The sequence below is a fragment of the Stenotrophomonas chelatiphaga genome (assembly GCF_032054965.1).
Classification (GTDB): Bacteria; Pseudomonadota; Gammaproteobacteria; order Xanthomonadales; family Xanthomonadaceae; genus Stenotrophomonas; species Stenotrophomonas chelatiphaga.
The window spans coordinates 17,958-35,497 of record NZ_DAMBRS010000009.1; the positions used below are offsets into that span (position 1 = coordinate 17,958).

The window sequence follows — 17,540 nt, forward strand, 5'->3', positions numbered from 1 at the left end:
CGCAATCCGCGGTGTCTTTGGCCGCAAGGCCCACGGCGCGGCATCTTTCAGGCCTTGCACTGCAACGCGCTCAGGGATTATGAAAAATATTTCATATACGGTGCATGAGCTGTCGCTGAATTTTTCTGGTATGGGCGAGGCGCTGCCGACCTTCGACATGCGGCGCGCAACGTGCCAGTGCTGGGCGTCCCGGCTTGTATCATGGCAGCCGACCGTCTTTACGATTCCGGAGCACCGCAGTGAACAACCCGCAACGCCGCCCCCACGCCAGCCAGGTCCAGAAAGGACTGAGCCCGCATGCGCGCATCCGCAACGTCGTCGCGGTGGCCTCGGGCAAGGGCGGGGTCGGCAAGAGCACCACCTCGGTGAACCTGGCGGTGGCGCTGCAGCAGCTGGGCGTGCGCGTGGGCCTGCTGGATGCGGACATCTACGGCCCGTCGGTGCCGGCGATGATGGGCCTTTCCGGCCGTCCGGAAAGCCCGGACAACAAGAGCATCGAGCCGCCGCGCGCGTTCGGCGTGGACACCATGTCGATCGGCTACCTGATCGACGACGAGACGCCGATGATCTGGCGCGGGCCGATGGCCACCTCGGCGATGACCCAGTTCTTCAACGACACCCTGTGGGACGACCTGGACGTGCTGCTGATCGACCTGCCGCCGGGCACCGGTGACATCCAGCTGACCCTGACCCAGAAGATTCCGCTGGCCGGCGCGGTGATCGTCACCACTCCGCAGGACATCGCCACGCTGGATGCGCGCAAGGCGCTGAAGATGTTCGAGAAGGTCGAGGTGCCGGTGCTGGGCATCGTGGAAAACATGGCCGTGCATACCTGCAGCAACTGTGGCCAGGTGGAGCATCTGTTCGGCCACGGTGGCGGGGAGAAGATGGCCGGCCAGTACGGCGTGCCGCTGCTGGGATCGCTGCCGCTGCAGATCGACATCCGCGAGCAGGGCGATTCCGGCACGCCGATCACCGCTGCACAGCCGGAGTCGAGCGCGGCACAGGCCTACCGCCAGGCCGCCGGCCGGCTGCTGGAGGAACTGGCCAAGCGCCCGCGCGCGTCGATCCCGATCTTGTCCTCGCTGCTCTGAGCGGGCCACCCCTGTAGAATCAGCCCCCGGGCGCGCGCCCGTCCCTCCCAGCCAGGACCAAGCATGAGCATCAAGAGTGACCGTTGGATCCGCCGCATGTCCGAACAGTACGGCATGATCGAGCCGTTCGAAGCCGGGCAGGTAAAGCAGGCCAACGGCGAGCGCATCGTCAGCTATGGCACGTCCAGCTATGGCTACGACGTGCGTTGCTCGCGCGAGTTCAAGGTCTTCACCAACATCAATTCCACCATCGTGGACCCCAAGCACTTCGACCCGAAGAGCTTCGTCGACGTGGTGGGCGATGAATGCATCATCCCGCCCAACAGCTTCGCGCTGGCGCGTACGGTGGAGTTCTTCCGCATCCCGCGCGATACGCTGGTGGTGTGCCTGGGCAAGAGCACCTACGCGCGCTGCGGCATCATCGTCAACGTGACCCCGCTGGAGCCGGAGTGGGAAGGCCACGTGACCCTGGAATTCAGCAACACCACGCCGCTGCCGGCGCGCATCTACGCCAACGAAGGCGTTGCCCAGATGCTGTTCTTCCAGGCCGACCAGGACGACATCTGCGAAACGTCCTACAAGGACCGTGGCGGCAAGTACCAGGGCCAGACCGGCGTCACCCTGCCGCGTACCTGATCATTCGTGGCGTGCCGGCCCGGCAGGACCGGCACCGCCAGGGCCGTGGCTTACTTGCCGCGGCCGAACAGCATGCCGATGCCTACCGCCACCAGGCCGACCGGCCACCAGGTGGTGAGCAGGCGGGTGAAGTTCATGTTGGTCCAGCCGAGGTTGGTGGCGAGCATGAACAGCCCGACCAGGATCAGCAGGATGGCAGCGACTAGATTGAAACGCATCGGAGTCTGCGAACGCTCAAGGGTGGGGCGGATATCCTAGCTTGTCCTTCCAGTGCGCGACACGCCGCTGCAGCTCGGCGGCGTCATGCCGATGTGCCTGGCCGCTGCCCCAGACCGGACCGGGCCACGCCGGATCGCCCTCATGGCGGCCGATCACGTGGAAATGCAGCTGGCGCACGATGTTGCCCAGCGCGCCGATGTTGATCTTCTCCACGCCGTCTTCGGACTTCAACGCCTTGGAGGTGCGGTTGAGTTCGGTACGCAGCTTGTCCTGCTGCTCGCCGTCCAGTTCGATCCATTCGGTGATGCCCGCCAGCCGCGGCACGATCACCAGCCACGGGAAACGTTCGTCGTTCATCAGCCTGATCTGGGACAGGGGCCCTTCGGCCACCAGCACGCTGTCATTGGCCAGGCGCGAATCCAGTTCAAAATCGCTCATCCAAGATGCTCCGTGAAGAAGTCCAGGGTGCGTTGCAGCGCCAGGGCGGCGCTGTCTGGATCATACGCATGTCCGACGTCGCGGTTGAAGCCATGGTCGGCCGGGTAGACGAAGGTTTCCATGGTCGGCAGCTTTTCGCGGTGCGCGGCGACGGCTTCCGGCGGGATGCTCTTGTCCAGCGCGCCGAAGTGGAACATCACCGGCGCCTTCGGTGTTTCATCAAGGTACTGCACGTTGCGCGCCCCGTAGTAGCTGACCGACGGCAGGCCCAGGCGCAGCGCGGCGAGCAGGGCGATGCTGCCACCCCAGCAGTAGCCGACGGTGCCGACCTTGCCATGGCCTGCCAGCCGGGTGGCTGCGGCCCGGACCAGGACCAGCGACTTTTCCACGCCGATCGCGTTGACCGCGTCCAGGCCGGCCTTGACCCCATCGTTGTCGTAGGGCAGCTCCAGCGGGGCGGACCCCGCGTGATCATCGAGCAGGTCGAAGAAGGACGGCACCAGCACCGCATAGCCTTCAGCGGCGAAGCGTTCGGCCACCGAACGCATGTGCGCATTGACGCCGAAGATCTCCTGGATGACCACCAGGGCGCCGCGCGGCGTGCCTGCGGGCAGGACTTCCCAGGCCTGCGCCTTGCCGTGGTGGGTATCGAGCGTGATCCAGTTGCCCATCGTGTGAGGCCTCTTCAGTAGGGTTCTGACCGCATTATCCTCCTCCGGGACGTCAGGGCGCTGTCAGCGATCCAGCGGCATCCCAGGTGCTGCGGATGCTTGTCCTGTGCCCTCAGGTCGGCAAGGAAGGCCTCGAACCTGGCCATGGCCGCCTGCAGGGTGGCTTCGACGTACTCGATGCGGCGGACCACCGGTTGGCCGTTCTCGTACAGTCGATAGGAGCAGGTGCTGGCGGCGGCGTTGGCGGGCGAAAGGCCGGCGCCAGCAGCACGGCGGCCATGCAGGTCACGGTAAAGGGTTTCATCAGGCGGCTCCTGTGGGATGGATGCCGGCAGCGTGCCGGTCCGGCGCACCTGCGATGTCCGCAGTGTGCAGCTCCATCCTGCGTCTGCCGGGGCCGTGTGCCCATGCAGGATGCTGCGGAATCGCGGTAAAGGGGGCGGCCGCGTCCGCACCGACGCCAGCCGTCGGCGGGGCAGGGTTCAGGGGCGTCCAGCGGGCCCGGTATACTTGTCCCATCCAGGCCCCCAGGCCACGCCCGGCCCAGGCCCCCAGAGTCCCGATCCATGTCCCAGCTGAACCCCAAAGTCGGCTTCGTCAGCCTTGGCTGTCCGAAGGCCCTCGTCGATTCCGAACGCATCCTCACCCAGCTGCGGGTAGAGGGATACGACATCGTCCCGACCTACGACGCCGCCGACGTGGTGGTGGTCAACACCTGTGGCTTCATCGATTCGGCGGTCACCGAATCGCTGGATGCGATCGGCGAGGCGATGAACGCCAACGGCAAGGTGATCGTCACCGGCTGCCTGGGCAAGCGCCCGGAGCAGATCCGCGAGGCGTATCCGGACGTGCTGGCGGTGTCCGGGCCGCAGGACTACCAGAGCGTGATGGAAGCGGTGCATGCGGCGATTCCGCCGCGCCACGACCCGTTCGTGGACCTGGTACCGGACTACGGCGTCAAGCTGACCCCGCGCCATTACGCCTACCTGAAGATTTCCGAAGGCTGCAACCACAAGTGCAGCTTCTGCATCATTCCGTCGATGCGCGGCAAGCTGGTTTCGCGGCCGGTGGATGAGGTGCTGCGCGAAGCCGAACGGCTGGTGCGTGGCGGCGTGCGCGAACTGCTGGTGGTGTCCCAGGACACCTCTGCCTACGGCGTGGACGTGAAATACGCCGAGCGCATGTGGCGCGACAAGGCCTACCAGACGCGGATGAAGTCGCTGTGCGAAGGCCTGTCCGAGCTGGATGCCTGGGTGCGCATGCACTACGTCTACCCGTACCCGCACGTGGACGAGATGGTGCCGCTGATGGCGGAAAACCGCATCCTGCCTTACCTGGACATCCCGTTCCAGCACGCCAGCCCGCGCATCCTGCGGCTGATGAAGCGCCCCGGCGCGGTGGAAAAGACCCTGGAGCGGGTGCAGAACTGGCGCCGCATCGCGCCGGACATCACCGTACGTTCGACCTTCATCGTCGGCTTCCCGGGCGAGACCGAAGCCGAGTTCGAGGAACTGCTGTCGTTCCTGGACGAGGCGCAGCTGGACCGCGTGGGGGCGTTCGCGTATTCGCCGGTGGAAGGCGCCACCGCCAACGATCTGCCCAACCCGGTACCGGAAGAAGTGAAGCAGGAACGCCTGGCGCGCTTCATGGAAAAGCAGGCGCAGATTTCCGCCTCGCGGCTGGAAGCCAAGATCGGCACGGTGCAGCAGTGCCTGGTCGATGCCATCGAAGGCGATATCGCCGTGGCGCGTTCGAAGGCCGACGCACCGGAGATCGACGGGCTGGTGCATGTCCAGAATGCCGATGCGGTGACCCTGCGGGTCGGCGATTTCGTCGACGTGGAGATCACCGAGAGCGACGAGCACGACTTGTATGGCGATGCGTTGCCACCGGCTGCCGTGCCCGCCGTGCGCAAGGCACTCGACCTGAAAATGCTGTGACTCAGCCGGAAGCGCCGGGTCCCGGGTGGGCGACGCCCGCTGGTCGTCACGCTTCGGATTCCAGCGCGACCCGCCGCCGCTTCGTCGCGCCGCCGCGCGAGGCGGTGGATGCGGTCTGCTTCGCGCACCCGCTGTTTGGCGCACTGGCGCCGTTTTCCAGGCTGCTGGAGGCTGCGCAGTGGCCTTCCATCGAAACGCTCAACGCGGAGTTGCCGTTATCGGAAAAGCAGCTGGTCGAGCAGGACGCGGCGTTGCTCGCTGATGGCCGGCATTACGAGCAGCGCATCGCCGAAGCCGGCCAGATCGCCACCCGTGCGTGCAACTGGCACGACCTGTTCAACGCGTTGGTGTGGGCGCGCTACCCCAGCATCAAGCGGGCGCTTAATAGCCGCCAGTGCCAGCACATCCAGCAGGTGGGCCCGCAGGCCCGCAACCGTGCGCAGGCAGCACTGACCCAGTTCGACGAATCGGGGGTGATCGTGCGGGTGCGTGACCCGCATCTGCTCGCAGCGTGGGATGCGCACGACTGGCAGGCGCTGTTCGTGGAGGGGGCAGGGCGGTGGGTGAGCGGGGAGATCGGCGTGGCCGCAGTGATTGGTCATGCGCTGATGGAGCAGGCGCTGCTGCCGGAGCGGCTGCTGGTGGGCAAGTGCCTGGTGGTGCAGGGCGAGGAGGACGATGCCTGCATCGCAGCCGTCGCGCGTGCGCTGGACGCGGGCACGGTGCTGCAGGATCCGCTGGAGCTTCGCCCGTTGCCACTGGCCGGCATCCCGGGCTGGCACCTGCGGCAGGATGCCGGCTTGTATGCCCAGGCCGATTATTTCCGTCCGTTGCGGGCGGGGCGCGAGTATCCGCCGCCGCTGCCGGTTGGCGTGCTCGCTCCGCACTGATGCAGGGCGTGCGTGCCGGTAGCGCCGACCCATGGTCGGCGGCTTTCAAGGCAGCCGCGCGATGCGCTCGCCGAGCGTGGCTCGGCGCTACCGGCGTTACCGTTCCTGCGTTCCGGCGCCGTACTGCACCGACAGGATCGCAAAGCCCTGGCGGCCGCCGGGCAGTTCGACTTCGAACTCATCGTCCACGCGCTTCTTCAGCAGCGCCCGCGCCAGCGGTGAGTCGATGCTGATCCAGCCGGTGGCGGCATCGGTTTCGTCCGGGCCGACGATGCGATAACGGCTGATCTCCGCGCTGTCCACGTTCTCCAGCTCCACCCATGCACCGAAGAACACCGCCTGCGCGTCGCTCGGTTCGCCATCGACCACGCGCAGCGCCTCCAGCCGCTTGCTGAGGTAGCGCACGCGGCGGTCGATCTCGCCCAGCTGCTTCTTGCGGTAGGTGTACTCGGCATTCTCCGAGCGGTCACCTTCGGCGGCCGCAGCCGCCAGTGCCTTCACCACCTCCGGGCGGCGCACCCGCCACAAGTCCTCCAGCTCGGCCTTCAAGCGTGCATGGCCGCCGGAGGTGATCAGCGCGGTGCTCTTTTCTGCGGGGGGACGCCAACGCGACATCTACTGCTCTCTACGCAACTGCAATGGGACAGCTTACGGGCCTTCAGCGCTTTCCGCCGAAGATGCCGCCGAGGATCCCGCGCACGATCTGGTTGCCCAGCTTGGTGCCTACCGTGCGCGTGGTCTGCTTGGCCATGGTTTCGATCATCCCCTGGCGGCGCTTGGTGCCGAAGATCGCATCCTTGATCGTCTGGCCGAAACCGCCGTCCTGCGCGTCGTCCTGCTCGCGCGTGCGCGCCTTGGGGGTAGCGGCCTGTTCGACGGTCTTCTGCGCGCGCTGGGCCAGCAGTTCAGCCGCCGATTCGCGGTTGATCGCCGTGTCGTAGCGGCTGCCGACCGGACTGCCGGCGCGCACCTGGGCACGTTCGGCTTCGGTCACCGGCCCCATGCGGCAGCGCGGCGGGGCAATCAGCGTCTGCTGCACCGGCATCGGGATGCCCTTGTCCTGCAGGGTGGATACCAGCGCTTCGCCGGTGCCCAGCGAGGACAGCACGCGTGCCACGTCCAGCTTCGGGTTGGGCACGAAGGTCTCCGCAGCGGTCTTCACTGCCTTCTGGTCGCGTGGGGTGAAGGCGCGCAGCGCATGCTGCACGCGGTTGCCCAGCTGGCCGAGGATGTTGGACGGCACGTCGTCGGGGAACTGCGAGCAGAAGTACACGCCAACGCCCTTGGAGCGGATCAGCCGCACCACCTGTTCGATGCGCTGCACCAGGGCAGGGGGGGCATCGTTGAACAGCAGGTGGGCCTCGTCGAAGATGAAGACCAGCTTGGGTTTTTCCAGGTCGCCGACTTCCGGCAGGGTCTCGAACAGTTCCGACAGCAGCCACAGCAGGAAGGTGGAATACAGCTTCGGCTTCAGCACCAGCTGGTCGGCGGCCAGGATGCCGATCACCCCGCGGCCATCGTGGTTGACCCGCATGATGTCGGCCAGTTCCAGCGCTGGTTCACCGAAGAACGCCTCGCCGCCGTCCTGTGACAGCCGCAGCAGGGCACGCTGGATCGCCGCCACCGACTGCGCACTGACCAGCCCGTATTCGGTTGAGATGTCCTTGCGCTCTTCGGCCACCAGTCCGAGCAGGGCACGCAGGTCGTCCAGGTCCAGCAGCAGCAGGCCGCGGTCGTCGGCCAGCTTGAACACGATGTCCATCACCCCGGCCTGGGTGTCGCTGAGCTCCAGGATGCGGGTCAGCAGGGTCGGGCCCATCTCGCTGACGGTGGTGCGCACCGGGTGGCCGAGCTTGCCGTACAGGTCCCAGAACACGGCCGGACTGGCGGCCGGCGCGTAGTCGGCCACACCGATCTGCGCGGCGCGCTGCAGCAGCGCATCGCCACCGGCGCCGGCCACGGCCAGGCCGGACACATCGCCCTTCACGTCGGCCAGGAACACCGGCACGCCGATCCGCGAGAAGCCCTCGGCCAGCGTCATCAGGGTCACGGTCTTGCCGGTACCGGTGGCGCCGGCGACCAGGCCGTGGCGATTGCCGAGCTTCGGCAACAGGGTGACCGCTACGTCGTCGGTGATGCCTTTGCCGAGCAGAATCGGGTCCATGGTCCATCTCTTGTGATGAATGCGCGCAATGTTAACCGGCAGCGCGGTGCGGGCCCGCCCCGGGTTGCCCGGATCGTGGCGGCACCGCTACTCTGCCTGCCTGATTCGCACACAGTGCCAAAAATGCCCGTTCCTGTCCTGCTTGCTCGTGGATTGCCCGTCCTGGCCCTCGCCAGCCTGCTGCTGGCCGTCCCCGATGCCCATGCGCAACGCGTTTCCGCCCGTGATCGTGCCAAGGCCGAGGCGCTGCAGCAGCGCATGGGCGTGGCCGAAAAGCGATACACCGACGCGCTGCTGCGCGTGGCCAATGCCGATCCGAAGGCGGCGGGCGAGGCCGATGCAGCGCTGGAAGACATGGAGGACGTGCTGAGCGAGTGCGTGGGCCAGAAAGGCTGCCAGATGAGCACCCTGCTGGCGACCTACAAGCGCCTGCTGAAGCGTGATGCCGACGCCGAAGGCGATGACAGCGTGGCCGATGAGGCCGGCGACACCCTGCAGGCCGACCCGGACCACATCGGGCCGCTGGCGGCCGACGTGCCCGAGGCGGCGCGCGCGGCGGCGCTGCTCAACGACAAGCGGCATGCCTTCGACAGCATGGTCGAGTACAACCCGGCCATCCAGGCCGGCATCCGGCGCTGGCTGACCGACATGCGCCCGGCGCTGCTGACCAGCTACGAGAATTACCAGAACGTGCGCGCGGTGATGTGGCCGGAATGGGAAAAGCGCGGCCTGCCCGAAGCGCTGTTGTTCGGCATCATGGCCAAGGAATCCAACGGTCGCGTACACGCCTCCTCGCGCGCCGGCGCGGCCGGCCTGATGCAGTTCATGCCGGCCACCGGCCGGCGTTTCGGGCTGGGCCCGGATGGCACCGGCTTCGACACCCGCTTCGATGCGCGCAGCGCGGCCGAAGCCAGTGCGACCTACCTCAACGAGCGCATGCGCCAGCTCAACAACAACATCGAACTGTCGTTGGCCGGCTACAACGGCGGCGAAGGGCGCGCGCTGCGCGTGTTCCGCCAGGGCGGCGGGCAGAGCTTCTGGGTAGACAGCGTGTACAGCGAATTCCCGGCCGAGACCAAGGACTACGTGCCGATGGTGATCGCCGCGGCGTGGATCTTCCTGCACCCGCAGCAGTACGGGGTGGAGTTCCCGAAGGTCAACGCGCAGCCGGCGACGGTGCGCCTGGCCAAGTCCACCACGATCTATGAGCTGACCATCTGCCTGGGCAGCCAGGGCACGCGGGATGGCTACATGCGCACGCTGCGCAACCTCAACCCGCGTTACGAAGCCGATGGGTGGATCCCGGCCGGTACGCTGATCAATGCCACCACCCGGATCGCAGGACTGTACACGCGCAACTGCGTGAGCGGCCCGCGGGCCGACCTGGCACGCACGCTGATCACCGCTGATCTGAACGCGGCGATCGTGCGCCCCAGCGCGGCCAGCTTCACCGGCAGCGTGGCGGTGGGCGGGGTGGTGCCGGTCGCCGCGGCGGAAGCCAGCGTGGTGGGCACCGCGCCGACCGCGCCGGTCGTGGCGCCGCGTCCGGCCGCGCCGCGCGCGCAGCCGGTGCGTTCGCACAAGGTGGGAAAGGGTGAGACGCTGGGCCGGATCGCCGCGAAGTTCAGCTGCGACGTGCCCACGCTGGCCCGCGCCAACGGACTGAAGGCCCCGGCCTACAGCCTGCGCCAGGGCCAGACGCTAAAGCTGCAGGGCTGCGGCAACTGAGGATCCAGGTAGTGACGGCCGCTGGCCGTCACAGGGCGGCCGGACCACCGGCGGGCGTCACGCTGCCGGATCTATTGCAGGTCGCGCAGGTTCAGGCGGCGCAGCGTGGGGTTCTTCCACGCCGTGATGCCCGCCACGCTGAGCACCGCGAATCCGCCCAGCACGACCGCCGGCACCAGTCCCAGCCACTTCGCCATCGTGCCGGCGTAGAACGCGCCCAGCTCGTTGGACGAGCTGATGAAGATGCCATTGATCGACGACACGCGGCCGCGCATCTCTTCCGGCGTGGCCAACTGCAGGATGGTCGAGCGCACCACCACCGAAACGCCATCGAACGCGCCGTAGAACAGCAGGATCAGCGCCGACAGCCAGAAGTGGTGCGACAGCCCGAAGCCGATCACGCACAGCCCGAAGCCGGCCACCGCGAACAACAGCACGCGGCCGGCATGCTTCTGCAAAGGGTGGCGGGCCAGCCAGAGGCCAACCGCGATGGAGCCCAAGGCAGGCGCCGCACGCAGGATGCCCAGTCCTTCCGGCCCGTAATGCAGGATCTCCTGCAGGAAGGCAGGCAGCATCGCCACCACGCCGCCCAGCAGCACCGAGAACATGTCCAGCGCCATCGCCCCGACCATGATCCGGTTGCCGATCACGAAGCGCGCGCCCTCGGCGATGCTGCGGAAGATCGGTGCGGCCGGACCGGTGTGCACCGGCTCGCTGACTTTCAGCGTCGCCAGGCAGGCCATCGCCATCAACGCAAAGCCGGTCGCAACGCCGTACGCCACGCCCTTGCCGCCCCAACCGACCAGCACACCGCCCAGTGCGGGGCCGACCACCATGCCGGCCTGGAAGAACACACTGCCCAGGCCTGCGCCGCGCGCGAACTGGTGGCGCTCCAGCACCCGGGCGAACAGGGCGTTGTAGATCGGTGACAGGAAGGCGCGGACCATGCCGGTCAGCGCGATGGCGGCATAGATCGGCCACACGCCGTGGAACGGCAGCCAGCCCAGCGCCACCGCGCACAGCACCAGCGCGGTCGCCACCAGGCCGGCGCAGGCGGCCATGCCCAGCCGGCGTCGCGGCAGGTGGTCGACCAGGTAGCCGGCAAACGGGGCGACGCAGAAGAACGGCAACACTTCGGCCAGGCCGACCAGGCCCAGCGAGAACGGATTGCGGGTCACTTCATAGATGTGCCAGCCCACGGTGACCGCAACCACCTGGTAGGACAGCATCGCGAAGATGCGGTAGGCCAGCAGCTTGCTGAAGCCCGGGCGCGCCAGCAGCGTGCGTGCGGTCTCTTCGGTGGGGGCCGGGAGACTCACGGGCCCGTGGACTGCAACTGGGCCTGCGCGGTTTCGCGGATGAAGGCCAGCATCGCGGCCACGCCGTTGCTGCGGGTGGGCGACAGGTGCCGTGACAGGCCGATGTCCTGGATGTAGCTGGGTTCGGTGTCGATGATTTCCCGCGCCGAGCGCCCGGAGTACACGCGCAGGGCCAGGAAGATCAGCCCGGACACGATGGCCGAGTCACTGATCGCGTGGAAGTGCAGGGCATCGGCGTTGCCCTCCGGCACGATCCACACCATCGACTGGCAACCCAGCAGGCGATGCTCTTCGCTCTTCCATTCTTCCGGGAAGACCGGCAGCTTGCGGCCCAGGTCGATCAGGTACTGGTAGCGCTCTGACCAGTCGCCGAAGAAGGAGAACTCCTCGGCAATGGTGGTCTGGGCCTCGGCGGCGGTGGCTTCAAGCGGGAACGGGGAGTCGGTCATTTCATTCTTCATGTGGCGGAGTGCGGCCGGCGGGGAGGGCCGGCACGAGGGCGATCAGGCGCGCTTGCGCACCCAGCGCACGCCCTGCGCGGTGTCTTCCAGCACGATCCCTTCGGCGGCCAGCTGGTCGCGGATGGCGTCGGAGCGGGCGAAGTCCCGTGCCTGCTTGGCGGCGGCACGCTCATCGATCAGGGCCTGGATGCGCGCATCGTCGTCGCTGCTGCCGCCCGCGGTGCCGAACCAGGCGGCGGGATCCTGCTGCAGCAGGCCCAGCGCCAGCCCGGCGCCCAGCAGGTCCTGCTTCAGTTGCATGCGCTCGGCCGGATCGGTGGCCTTGCGCGCTTCGCCGGCGATGCGGGCCAGTTCGGCCAAGGCAAGCGGCGTGTTGAGGTCGTCGTCCAGCGCCGCTTCCACCACGGCCGGTATGCGGGCAGTGGCCTGCAGGTCGGCGAGGTCGCGCAGGGTGCCGTACAGGCGGTCCAGAGTGCGCCCGGCCTGCTCGATCACCGCATCGGACCAGTCCAGCGGCTGCCGGTAATGGGCGGAAAGCAGGGCCAGCCGCAGGGCTTCGGGCGGATGCTGGCGGACCAGGTCGTGCACGCGCTCGATGTTGCCCAGCGACTTGCTCATCTTGGCGCCGCCGAAGTTCAGCATGCCGTTGTGCAGCCAGAAACGCGCGAACACCTTGCCGCCATGCGCGCACTCGCTCTGCGCGATTTCGTTCTCATGGTGCGGGAACTGCAGGTCCACGCCACCGGCGTGGATGTCGATGGTCGGGCCCAGGTGGGCGGCGGCCATCGCCGAGCATTCAATGTGCCAGCCAGGTCGGCCACGTCCCCATGGCGAGTCCCAGCCGGGCAGGTCGTCGCTGGAGGGCTTCCACAGCACGAAATCGCCGGCTGCGCGCTTGTACGGGGCCACTTCGACGCGGGCGCCGGCCAGCATTTCCTCCGGATCACGGCGGGAGAGCTTGCCGTAGCCGTCGAAGGTGTCCACCGCGAACAGCACGTGGCCTTCTGCGGCATAGGCGTGCCCGTTGTCGATCAGCTGGACGATCATTTCCACGATCTGCGGCATGTGCGCGGTGACTTCCGGTTCGATGTCCGGTGGCACCACGCCCAGCGCGGCCATGTCCTCGCGGTAGGCGGCGGCGAAACGGTCGGTGATGGTGCTGATCGGAACGCCCTGCTCACGCGCGGCGGTGTTGATCTTGTCGTCCACGTCGGTGATGTTGCGGGCATAGCGCAGGGCGCCGAAGCGACGGCGCAGCAGGTCGGCCAGCACCCCGAACACGACCGGGCCGCGCGCATTGCCGATGTGCACGTAGTTGTAGACCGTGGGGCCGCACACATACAGGGTCGGACAGGCCGGATCGAGCGGGGCGAACGTTTCCAGCTGGCGTGTCAGGTTGTTGTGCAGGCGCAGGGTCATGGCGGGGGCGCTGGGGGACAAGCCGTCGATTCTAGCGCTGCAGGGGCTCCCGGGGTACCGCGTGGACTCATCCGGGCACGCCATGGGCTGGCCCCCTGCGCGGCGGACGGGTAATGTTCAGCCCCTTGGCGTCCGTGCTGCCTACACTATCGATGTGCCCTCGAACCCGTTGCCGATGAGATACCTCTTCCTTCCCGCACTGGCTGCCTGCCTGCTGGCCGGCCCTGCCATGGCCCAATCGGAAGAGGCCGAGCCGCGCAACCGGGTGGTGATCGTGGAGAACATCAAGCTCGATTACGCCCAGGTGCTCAACGTCGAACCGGTGTTCCAGACCCTGCGCGCCACCCGCACCGAAGAGCATTGTGAACCGGTCACCACGCGCAACCTGCCGCCGGTCAACGTCACCGGCGAAGAGCCGGTGGAAGAAAAGGGGCGCTTCGGGCGCCTGTGGGATTCGGTGCGATCGATCTTCAAGCCCGGCGAAGAGGGCAGTGCCGACGTGGCCGCGGTGCCGGTCGGGGCCCAGCCCAGCAACGCGCCGATCCTGACCCGTGACTGCCGCATCGTGCCGGTCGGGCGCGAGTTCCGCCGGCCCATCGCCTATGACGTGGACTACGTCTACAAGGGCACCAAGTACCGCTCGCGGCTGCCGGAAGATCCTGGCAACCGGCTGAAGATCCGGGTCTCCATCACCCCCTGGGTCGGGGCCGAACAGGGTTCGCCGGCAAATCCCTGACGGCGGGTCTTGCACCGCACCATCGGCCATGCCACCATGGGCGGAAATGAACGCCACCGACTTCCAGCACGACTCCAGCGCCGCCCGCCAGGCCAGCAGCATGACCTCGCGTGCCCGCCGACCGGAATCCCACATTTCCGCTGGGTGACCGGAGCTTCGTGCTGTCTGTTCGGTAAAAAACCCAGCCCCCCGGCTGGGTTTTTTCGTTTCCGGGTTCTGAAAAGTTGCATCTGCACTCAACTCCACACCGCAAGGATCGATTGATGTCCCTCAAGCACTTCCTGAACACCCAGGACTGGAGCCGCAGCGAACTCGATGCGCTGTTGACCCAGGCCGCGCTGTTCAAGCGCAACAAGCTCGGCGACCAGCTGAAAGGCAAATCGATCGCGCTGGTGTTCTTCAACCCGTCCATGCGCACCCGCACCAGCTTCGAACTGGGTGCTTTCCAGCTCGGTGCCCACGCGGTGGTGCTGCAGCCGGGCAAGGACGCATGGCCGATCGAATTCAACCTCGGCACCGTGATGGATGGCGATACCGAAGAGCACATCGCCGAAGTGGCCAAGGTGCTGGGCCGCTACTGCGACATGATCGCGGTGCGCGCCTTCCCGAAGTTCGTGGACTGGTCGGTCGACCGCGAAGACACCGTGCTGAAGAGCTTTGCCAAGTACTCGCCGGTGCCGGTCATCAACATGGAAACCATCACCCATCCGTGCCAGGAACTGGCCCACGCGATGGCACTGCAGGAGCACTTCGGCACCCAGGACCTGCGTGGCAAGAAGTACGTGCTGACCTGGACCTACCATCCCAAGCCGCTGAACACCGCGGTGGCCAACTCCGCGCTGACCATCGCCACCCGCATGGGCATGGACGTGACCCTGCTGTGCCCGACCCCGGATTACATCCTGGACGAGCGCTACATGGGCTGGGCCGAGCAGAACGTAGCCGAGAACGGCGGCTCGCTGCGGGTCAGCCATGACATCGAAAGCGCCTACACCGGTGCCGACGTGGTGTACGCCAAGAGCTGGGGCGCGCTGCCGTTCTTCGGCAACTGGGAACCGGAAAAGCCGATCCGCGACCAGTACAAGCACTTCATCGTCGACGAGCAGAAGATGGCGCTGACCAACAACGGGGTCTTCAGCCATTGCCTGCCGCTGCGCCGCAACGTCAAGGCCACCGATGCGGTGATGGATTCGCCGCAGTGCATCGCCATCAACGAGGCCGAAAACCGACTGCACGTGCAGAAGGCGATCATGGCCGCGCTGGCCGGCCGCTGATTTCTTTCCGATTCGAACCTTCCGCCGGGCTTGGCCCGGCGCTACCAGGACCTTACCCCCATGAGCAACAAAGACGTCGTCCTCGCCTTCTCCGGCGGCCTTGATACCAGCTTCTGCGTGCCCTACCTGCAGGAACGCGGCTACAACGTGCACACCGTGTTCGCCGACACCGGTGGCGTGGATGATGAAGAGCGCGATTTCATCGAAAAGCGCGCCGCCGAACTGGGCGTCACCAGCCATGTCACCGTCGACGGCGGTCCTGCGATCTGGGAAGGCTTCGTCAAGCCGTTCGTGTGGGCCGGCGAAGGCTACCAGGGCCAGTATCCGCTGCTGGTGTCGGACCGTTACCTGATCGTCGATGCCGCGCTCAAGCGCGCCGCCGAACTGGGCACCAACATCATCGCCCACGGCTGCACCGGCATGGGCAACGACCAGGTGCGCTTCGACCTGGCAGTGAAGGCGCTGGGCGACTACCAGATCATCGCCCCGATCCGCGAAATCCAGAAAGAGCACACCCAGACCCGTGCTTACGAGCAGAAGTACCTGGAAGAGCGCGGCTTCGGCGTGCGCGCCAAGCAGCAGGCCTACACCATCAACGAGAACCTGCTGGGGCTGACCATGTCCGGCGGTGAGATCGACCGTTGGGAAGCGCCGGGCGAAGGCGCCCGCGGCTGGTGCGCACCGCGCAGCGAATGGCCGGAGCAGGCCCTCACGGTCACCCTTAAGTTCGTCGACGGCGTTGCCGTGGAGCTGGACGGCAAGGCGCTGCCGGGCGAGAAGATCCTGGCCACGCTCAACAAGCTCTTCGCTCCGTATGGCGTGGGCCGCGGCGTGTACACCGGCGACACCGTGATTGGCCTGAAGGGCCGCATCGTGTTCGAAGCGCCGGGCCTGGTCTCGCTGCTGGCCGCGCACCGTGCGCTGGAAGACGCGGTGCTGACCAAGCAGCAGAACCGCTTCAAGCCGGACGTGGCGCGCAAGTGGGTGGAGCTGGTGTACGAAGGCTTCTACCACGACCCGCTGAAGACCGACATCGAAGCCTTCCTGAAGTCCTCCCAGGCCAAGGTCAATGGTGAAGTGGTGCTGGAAACCCGGGGTGGCCGCGTCGACGCGGTGGCCGTGCGTTCGCCGCACCTGCTCAATACCAAGGGCGCCACCTATGCGCAGTCGGCGGACTGGGGCGTGGAAGAGGCCGAAGGCTTCATCAAGCTGTTCGGGATGAGCTCGACGCTCTTTGCTCAAGTCAACCGTGGTTGACTTGAGCACGAGCCCGCGCATTTCACCTAATCCCCGCGCCGTTGGCGCGCCCCCTTGAACAAACCGCAGGCGGTTTGCCCGCGCATTCCACCTTGACCCCGCGCCGTTGGCGCACCCCCTTCAACAAGAAGGGGGTTCTCCTCCATCTGGATTCACGTTGTCCTGAAGGATCTACGCAACATGCTTGAACAGACGCTCGATCACCTGCAGGCGCTGGTGTCCTTCGACACCCGCAACCCGCCGCGTGCGATCACCACCGGTGGCATCTTCGATTACCTGCGCGACAACCTGCCCGGGTTCAATGTGGAGGTGGTCGACCACGGTGACGGCGCGGTCAGCCTGCATGCGGTGCGCGGTACGCCGAAGTACCTGTTCAACGTGCACCTGGATACCGTGCCGGATTCGCCGCACTGGAGTGCGGATCCGCATGTGATGCGCCGCCTGGACGACCGGGTGGTCGGCCTGGGCGTGTGTGACATCAAGGGCGCGGCCGCTGCGCTGATGGCTGCGGCCAATGCCAGTGAGGGCGACGCGGCGTTCCTGTTTTCCAGCGACGAGGAAGCCAACGATCCGCGCTGTATTGCCGCCTTCCTGGCCCGTGGCCTTCCCTACGAAGCGGTGCTGGTGGCCGAGCCGACCATGAGCGAGGCGGTGCTGGCCCACCGTGGCATCAGCTCGGTGCTGATGCAGTTCGCCGGCCGCGCCGGCCATGCGTCGGGCAAGCAGGATGCGGCCGCCAGCGCGCTGCACCAGGCAATGCGTTGGGGAAACCGCGCGCTGGATCATGTGGACTCGTTGTCCACGGCGCGCTTCGGCGGGCTGACCGGCCTGCGTTTCAACATCGGCCGCGTGGAAGGCGGGATCAAGGCCAACATGATCGCGCCGGCGGCCGAGCTGCGTTTTGGTTTCCGTCCACTGCCGTCGATGGACATCGATGCACTGCTGGCGACCTTTGCCGGCTTCGCCGAACCGGAAGCGGCGCTGTTCACCGAAACCTTCCGTGGCCCCAGCCTGCCGGCCGGTGACATCGCCGATGCCGAAAACCGGCGCCTGGCCGCGCGTGACGTGGCCGATGCGCTGGACCTGCCGATCGGCAACGCGGTGGATTTCTGGACCGAGGCCTCGCTGTTCTCGGCCGGTGGCTACACCACGCTGGTGTTCGGCCCCGGCGACATCGCCCAGGCCCATACCGCCGATGAGTTCGTGACCCTGGAACAACTGCAGCGCTATACCGACGCCGTGCACCGGATCATCAGCGCCGGCGCGTGACCCCCCAACGCCGTCGTGCCCCGGC

18 protein-coding genes are annotated in these 17,540 nt (G+C 67.0%); 9 read left to right on the forward strand and 9 right to left on the reverse strand.

Annotated features, from left to right (window positions below; translation table 11 throughout):
* Positions 1-239: 239 nt before the first annotated feature.
* Complete coding sequence (gene apbC / locus RTX79_RS12120) at positions 240-1,094, forward strand: iron-sulfur cluster carrier protein ApbC (RefSeq protein WP_312683975.1); 855 nt, start codon at positions 240-242, stop codon at positions 1,092-1,094.
* Positions 1,095-1,157: 63 nt separating this feature from the next.
* Positions 1,158-1,730, forward strand: a complete 573-nt coding sequence (dcd, locus tag RTX79_RS12125) for a dCTP deaminase (RefSeq protein ID WP_312683976.1) — start codon at positions 1,158-1,160, stop codon at positions 1,728-1,730.
* A gap of 50 nt (positions 1,731-1,780) precedes the next feature.
* Here the strand turns inward: dcd and RTX79_RS12130 are convergent, their stop codons facing one another.
* The 4 genes from RTX79_RS12130 to RTX79_RS12145 are packed head-to-tail and all read right to left on the reverse strand — an operon-like array spanning position 1,781 to position 3,411.
* Positions 1,781-1,948, reverse strand: coding sequence for a LiaI-LiaF-like domain-containing protein (locus tag RTX79_RS12130; RefSeq protein WP_042614080.1), 168 nt, complete (start codon positions 1,946-1,948; stop codon positions 1,781-1,783).
* A gap of 16 nt (positions 1,949-1,964) precedes the next feature.
* Complete coding sequence (locus RTX79_RS12135; RefSeq protein ID WP_057687266.1) at positions 1,965-2,387, reverse strand: HIT domain-containing protein; 423 nt, start codon at positions 2,385-2,387, stop codon at positions 1,965-1,967.
* Complete coding sequence (locus tag RTX79_RS12140; protein WP_057687265.1) at positions 2,384-3,058, reverse strand: dienelactone hydrolase family protein; 675 nt, start codon at positions 3,056-3,058, stop codon at positions 2,384-2,386. Before RTX79_RS12140 ends, RTX79_RS12135 begins: the two co-directional genes overlap by 4 nt.
* Positions 3,059-3,072: 14 nt before the next feature.
* Complete coding sequence (locus tag RTX79_RS12145; protein ID WP_312683980.1) at positions 3,073-3,411, reverse strand: hypothetical protein; 339 nt, start codon at positions 3,409-3,411, stop codon at positions 3,073-3,075.
* 213 nt (positions 3,412-3,624) lie between these two features.
* On the opposite strand from RTX79_RS12145, the gene rimO reads away from it, so the two are divergent.
* Positions 3,625-4,998 carry a 30S ribosomal protein S12 methylthiotransferase RimO gene (gene rimO, locus RTX79_RS12150; RefSeq protein ID WP_312683981.1) on the forward strand — a complete coding sequence of 458 codons (1,374 nt, stop codon included), beginning with the start codon at positions 3,625-3,627 and terminating at the stop codon, positions 4,996-4,998.
* Entirely contained in the window at positions 4,995-5,888 is an 894-nt protein-coding gene (locus RTX79_RS12155; RefSeq protein ID WP_428696002.1) for a DUF3025 domain-containing protein, read from the forward strand. Before rimO ends, RTX79_RS12155 begins: the two co-directional genes overlap by 4 nt.
* Before the next feature lie 96 nt (positions 5,889-5,984).
* Here RTX79_RS12155 and greB read toward each other — a convergent pair whose 3' ends face one another.
* Together greB and RTX79_RS12165 are read right to left on the reverse strand one after the other, a co-directional pair.
* Positions 5,985-6,503: a transcription elongation factor GreB gene (gene greB / locus RTX79_RS12160; RefSeq protein WP_312683982.1), complete on the reverse strand. Its 519-nt coding sequence runs from the start codon at positions 6,501-6,503 to the stop codon at positions 5,985-5,987.
* Between the two features lie 43 nt (positions 6,504-6,546).
* Positions 6,547-8,073 carry a helicase HerA-like domain-containing protein gene (locus RTX79_RS12165; RefSeq protein WP_312684091.1) on the reverse strand — a complete coding sequence of 509 codons (1,527 nt, stop codon included), beginning with the start codon at positions 8,071-8,073 and terminating at the stop codon, positions 6,547-6,549.
* Between the two features lie 102 nt (positions 8,074-8,175).
* On the opposite strand from RTX79_RS12165, the gene RTX79_RS12170 reads away from it, so the two are divergent.
* Entirely contained in the window at positions 8,176-9,780 is a 1,605-nt protein-coding gene (locus tag RTX79_RS12170) for a transglycosylase SLT domain-containing protein (RefSeq protein ID WP_057687259.1), read from the forward strand.
* A 71-nt stretch (positions 9,781-9,851) separates the two neighbouring features.
* Here RTX79_RS12170 and RTX79_RS12175 read toward each other — a convergent pair whose 3' ends face one another.
* Genes RTX79_RS12175 through cysS form a run of 3 tightly spaced genes read right to left on the reverse strand, consistent with a single transcriptional unit; the run spans position 9,852 to position 12,979 of the window.
* A complete protein-coding gene (locus RTX79_RS12175; RefSeq protein ID WP_057687258.1) occupies positions 9,852-11,099 on the reverse strand; it encodes an MFS transporter in 1,248 nt (415 codons plus the stop codon).
* A complete protein-coding gene (locus RTX79_RS12180; RefSeq protein WP_312683985.1) occupies positions 11,096-11,548 on the reverse strand; it encodes a SufE family protein in 453 nt (150 codons plus the stop codon). Before RTX79_RS12180 ends, RTX79_RS12175 begins: the two co-directional genes overlap by 4 nt.
* A gap of 54 nt (positions 11,549-11,602) precedes the next feature.
* Entirely contained in the window at positions 11,603-12,979 is a 1,377-nt protein-coding gene (gene cysS / locus RTX79_RS12185; RefSeq protein ID WP_312684093.1) for a cysteine--tRNA ligase, read from the reverse strand.
* Positions 12,980-13,154: 175 nt separating this feature from the next.
* Between cysS and RTX79_RS12190 the strand changes: the two genes are divergently transcribed.
* The 4 genes from RTX79_RS12190 to RTX79_RS12205 all read left to right on the forward strand — a co-directional run bounded on the left by RTX79_RS12190 (position 13,155) and on the right by RTX79_RS12205 (position 17,515).
* Positions 13,155-13,715, forward strand: coding sequence for a hypothetical protein (locus RTX79_RS12190; RefSeq protein ID WP_057687255.1), 561 nt, complete (start codon positions 13,155-13,157; stop codon positions 13,713-13,715).
* A gap of 263 nt (positions 13,716-13,978) precedes the next feature.
* Positions 13,979-14,989, forward strand: a complete 1,011-nt coding sequence (locus tag RTX79_RS12195) for an N-acetylornithine carbamoyltransferase (RefSeq protein ID WP_312683988.1) — start codon at positions 13,979-13,981, stop codon at positions 14,987-14,989.
* 60 nt (positions 14,990-15,049) lie between these two features.
* Positions 15,050-16,246: an argininosuccinate synthase gene (locus tag RTX79_RS12200; RefSeq protein ID WP_312683990.1), complete on the forward strand. Its 1,197-nt coding sequence runs from the start codon at positions 15,050-15,052 to the stop codon at positions 16,244-16,246.
* A 180-nt stretch (positions 16,247-16,426) separates the two neighbouring features.
* Positions 16,427-17,515 (forward strand): acetylornithine deacetylase, encoded by a 1,089-nt coding sequence (locus RTX79_RS12205; protein ID WP_312683992.1) that lies wholly within the window; start codon positions 16,427-16,429, stop codon positions 17,513-17,515.
* Positions 17,516-17,540 lie beyond the last annotated feature (25 nt).

Excerpts from the sequence above, each read along its gene's own strand:
- dcd (WP_312683976.1), top strand. The coding sequence starts at position 1,158 with ATGAGCATCAAGAGTGACCGTTGGATCCGCCGCATGTCCGAACAGTAC.
- RTX79_RS12130 (WP_042614080.1), bottom strand. The coding sequence starts at position 1,948 with ATGCGTTTCAATCTAGTCGCTGCCATCCTGCTGATCCTGGTCGGGCTG.
- RTX79_RS12135 (WP_057687266.1), bottom strand. The coding sequence starts at position 2,387 with ATGAGCGATTTTGAACTGGATTCGCGCCTGGCCAATGACAGCGTGCTG.
- RTX79_RS12140 (WP_057687265.1), bottom strand. The coding sequence starts at position 3,058 with ATGGGCAACTGGATCACGCTCGATACCCACCACGGCAAGGCGCAGGCC.
- rimO (WP_312683981.1), top strand. The coding sequence starts at position 3,625 with ATGTCCCAGCTGAACCCCAAAGTCGGCTTCGTCAGCCTTGGCTGTCCG.
- greB (WP_312683982.1), bottom strand. The coding sequence starts at position 6,503 with ATGTCGCGTTGGCGTCCCCCCGCAGAAAAGAGCACCGCGCTGATCACC.
- RTX79_RS12170 (WP_057687259.1), top strand. The coding sequence starts at position 8,176 with ATGCCCGTTCCTGTCCTGCTTGCTCGTGGATTGCCCGTCCTGGCCCTC.
- RTX79_RS12180 (WP_312683985.1), bottom strand. The coding sequence starts at position 11,548 with ATGACCGACTCCCCGTTCCCGCTTGAAGCCACCGCCGCCGAGGCCCAG.
- cysS (WP_312684093.1), bottom strand. The coding sequence starts at position 12,979 with ATGACCCTGCGCCTGCACAACAACCTGACACGCCAGCTGGAAACGTTC.
- RTX79_RS12190 (WP_057687255.1), top strand. The coding sequence starts at position 13,155 with ATGAGATACCTCTTCCTTCCCGCACTGGCTGCCTGCCTGCTGGCCGGC.
- RTX79_RS12195 (WP_312683988.1), top strand. The coding sequence starts at position 13,979 with ATGTCCCTCAAGCACTTCCTGAACACCCAGGACTGGAGCCGCAGCGAA.
- RTX79_RS12200 (WP_312683990.1), top strand. The coding sequence starts at position 15,050 with ATGAGCAACAAAGACGTCGTCCTCGCCTTCTCCGGCGGCCTTGATACC.
- RTX79_RS12205 (WP_312683992.1), top strand. The coding sequence starts at position 16,427 with ATGCTTGAACAGACGCTCGATCACCTGCAGGCGCTGGTGTCCTTCGAC.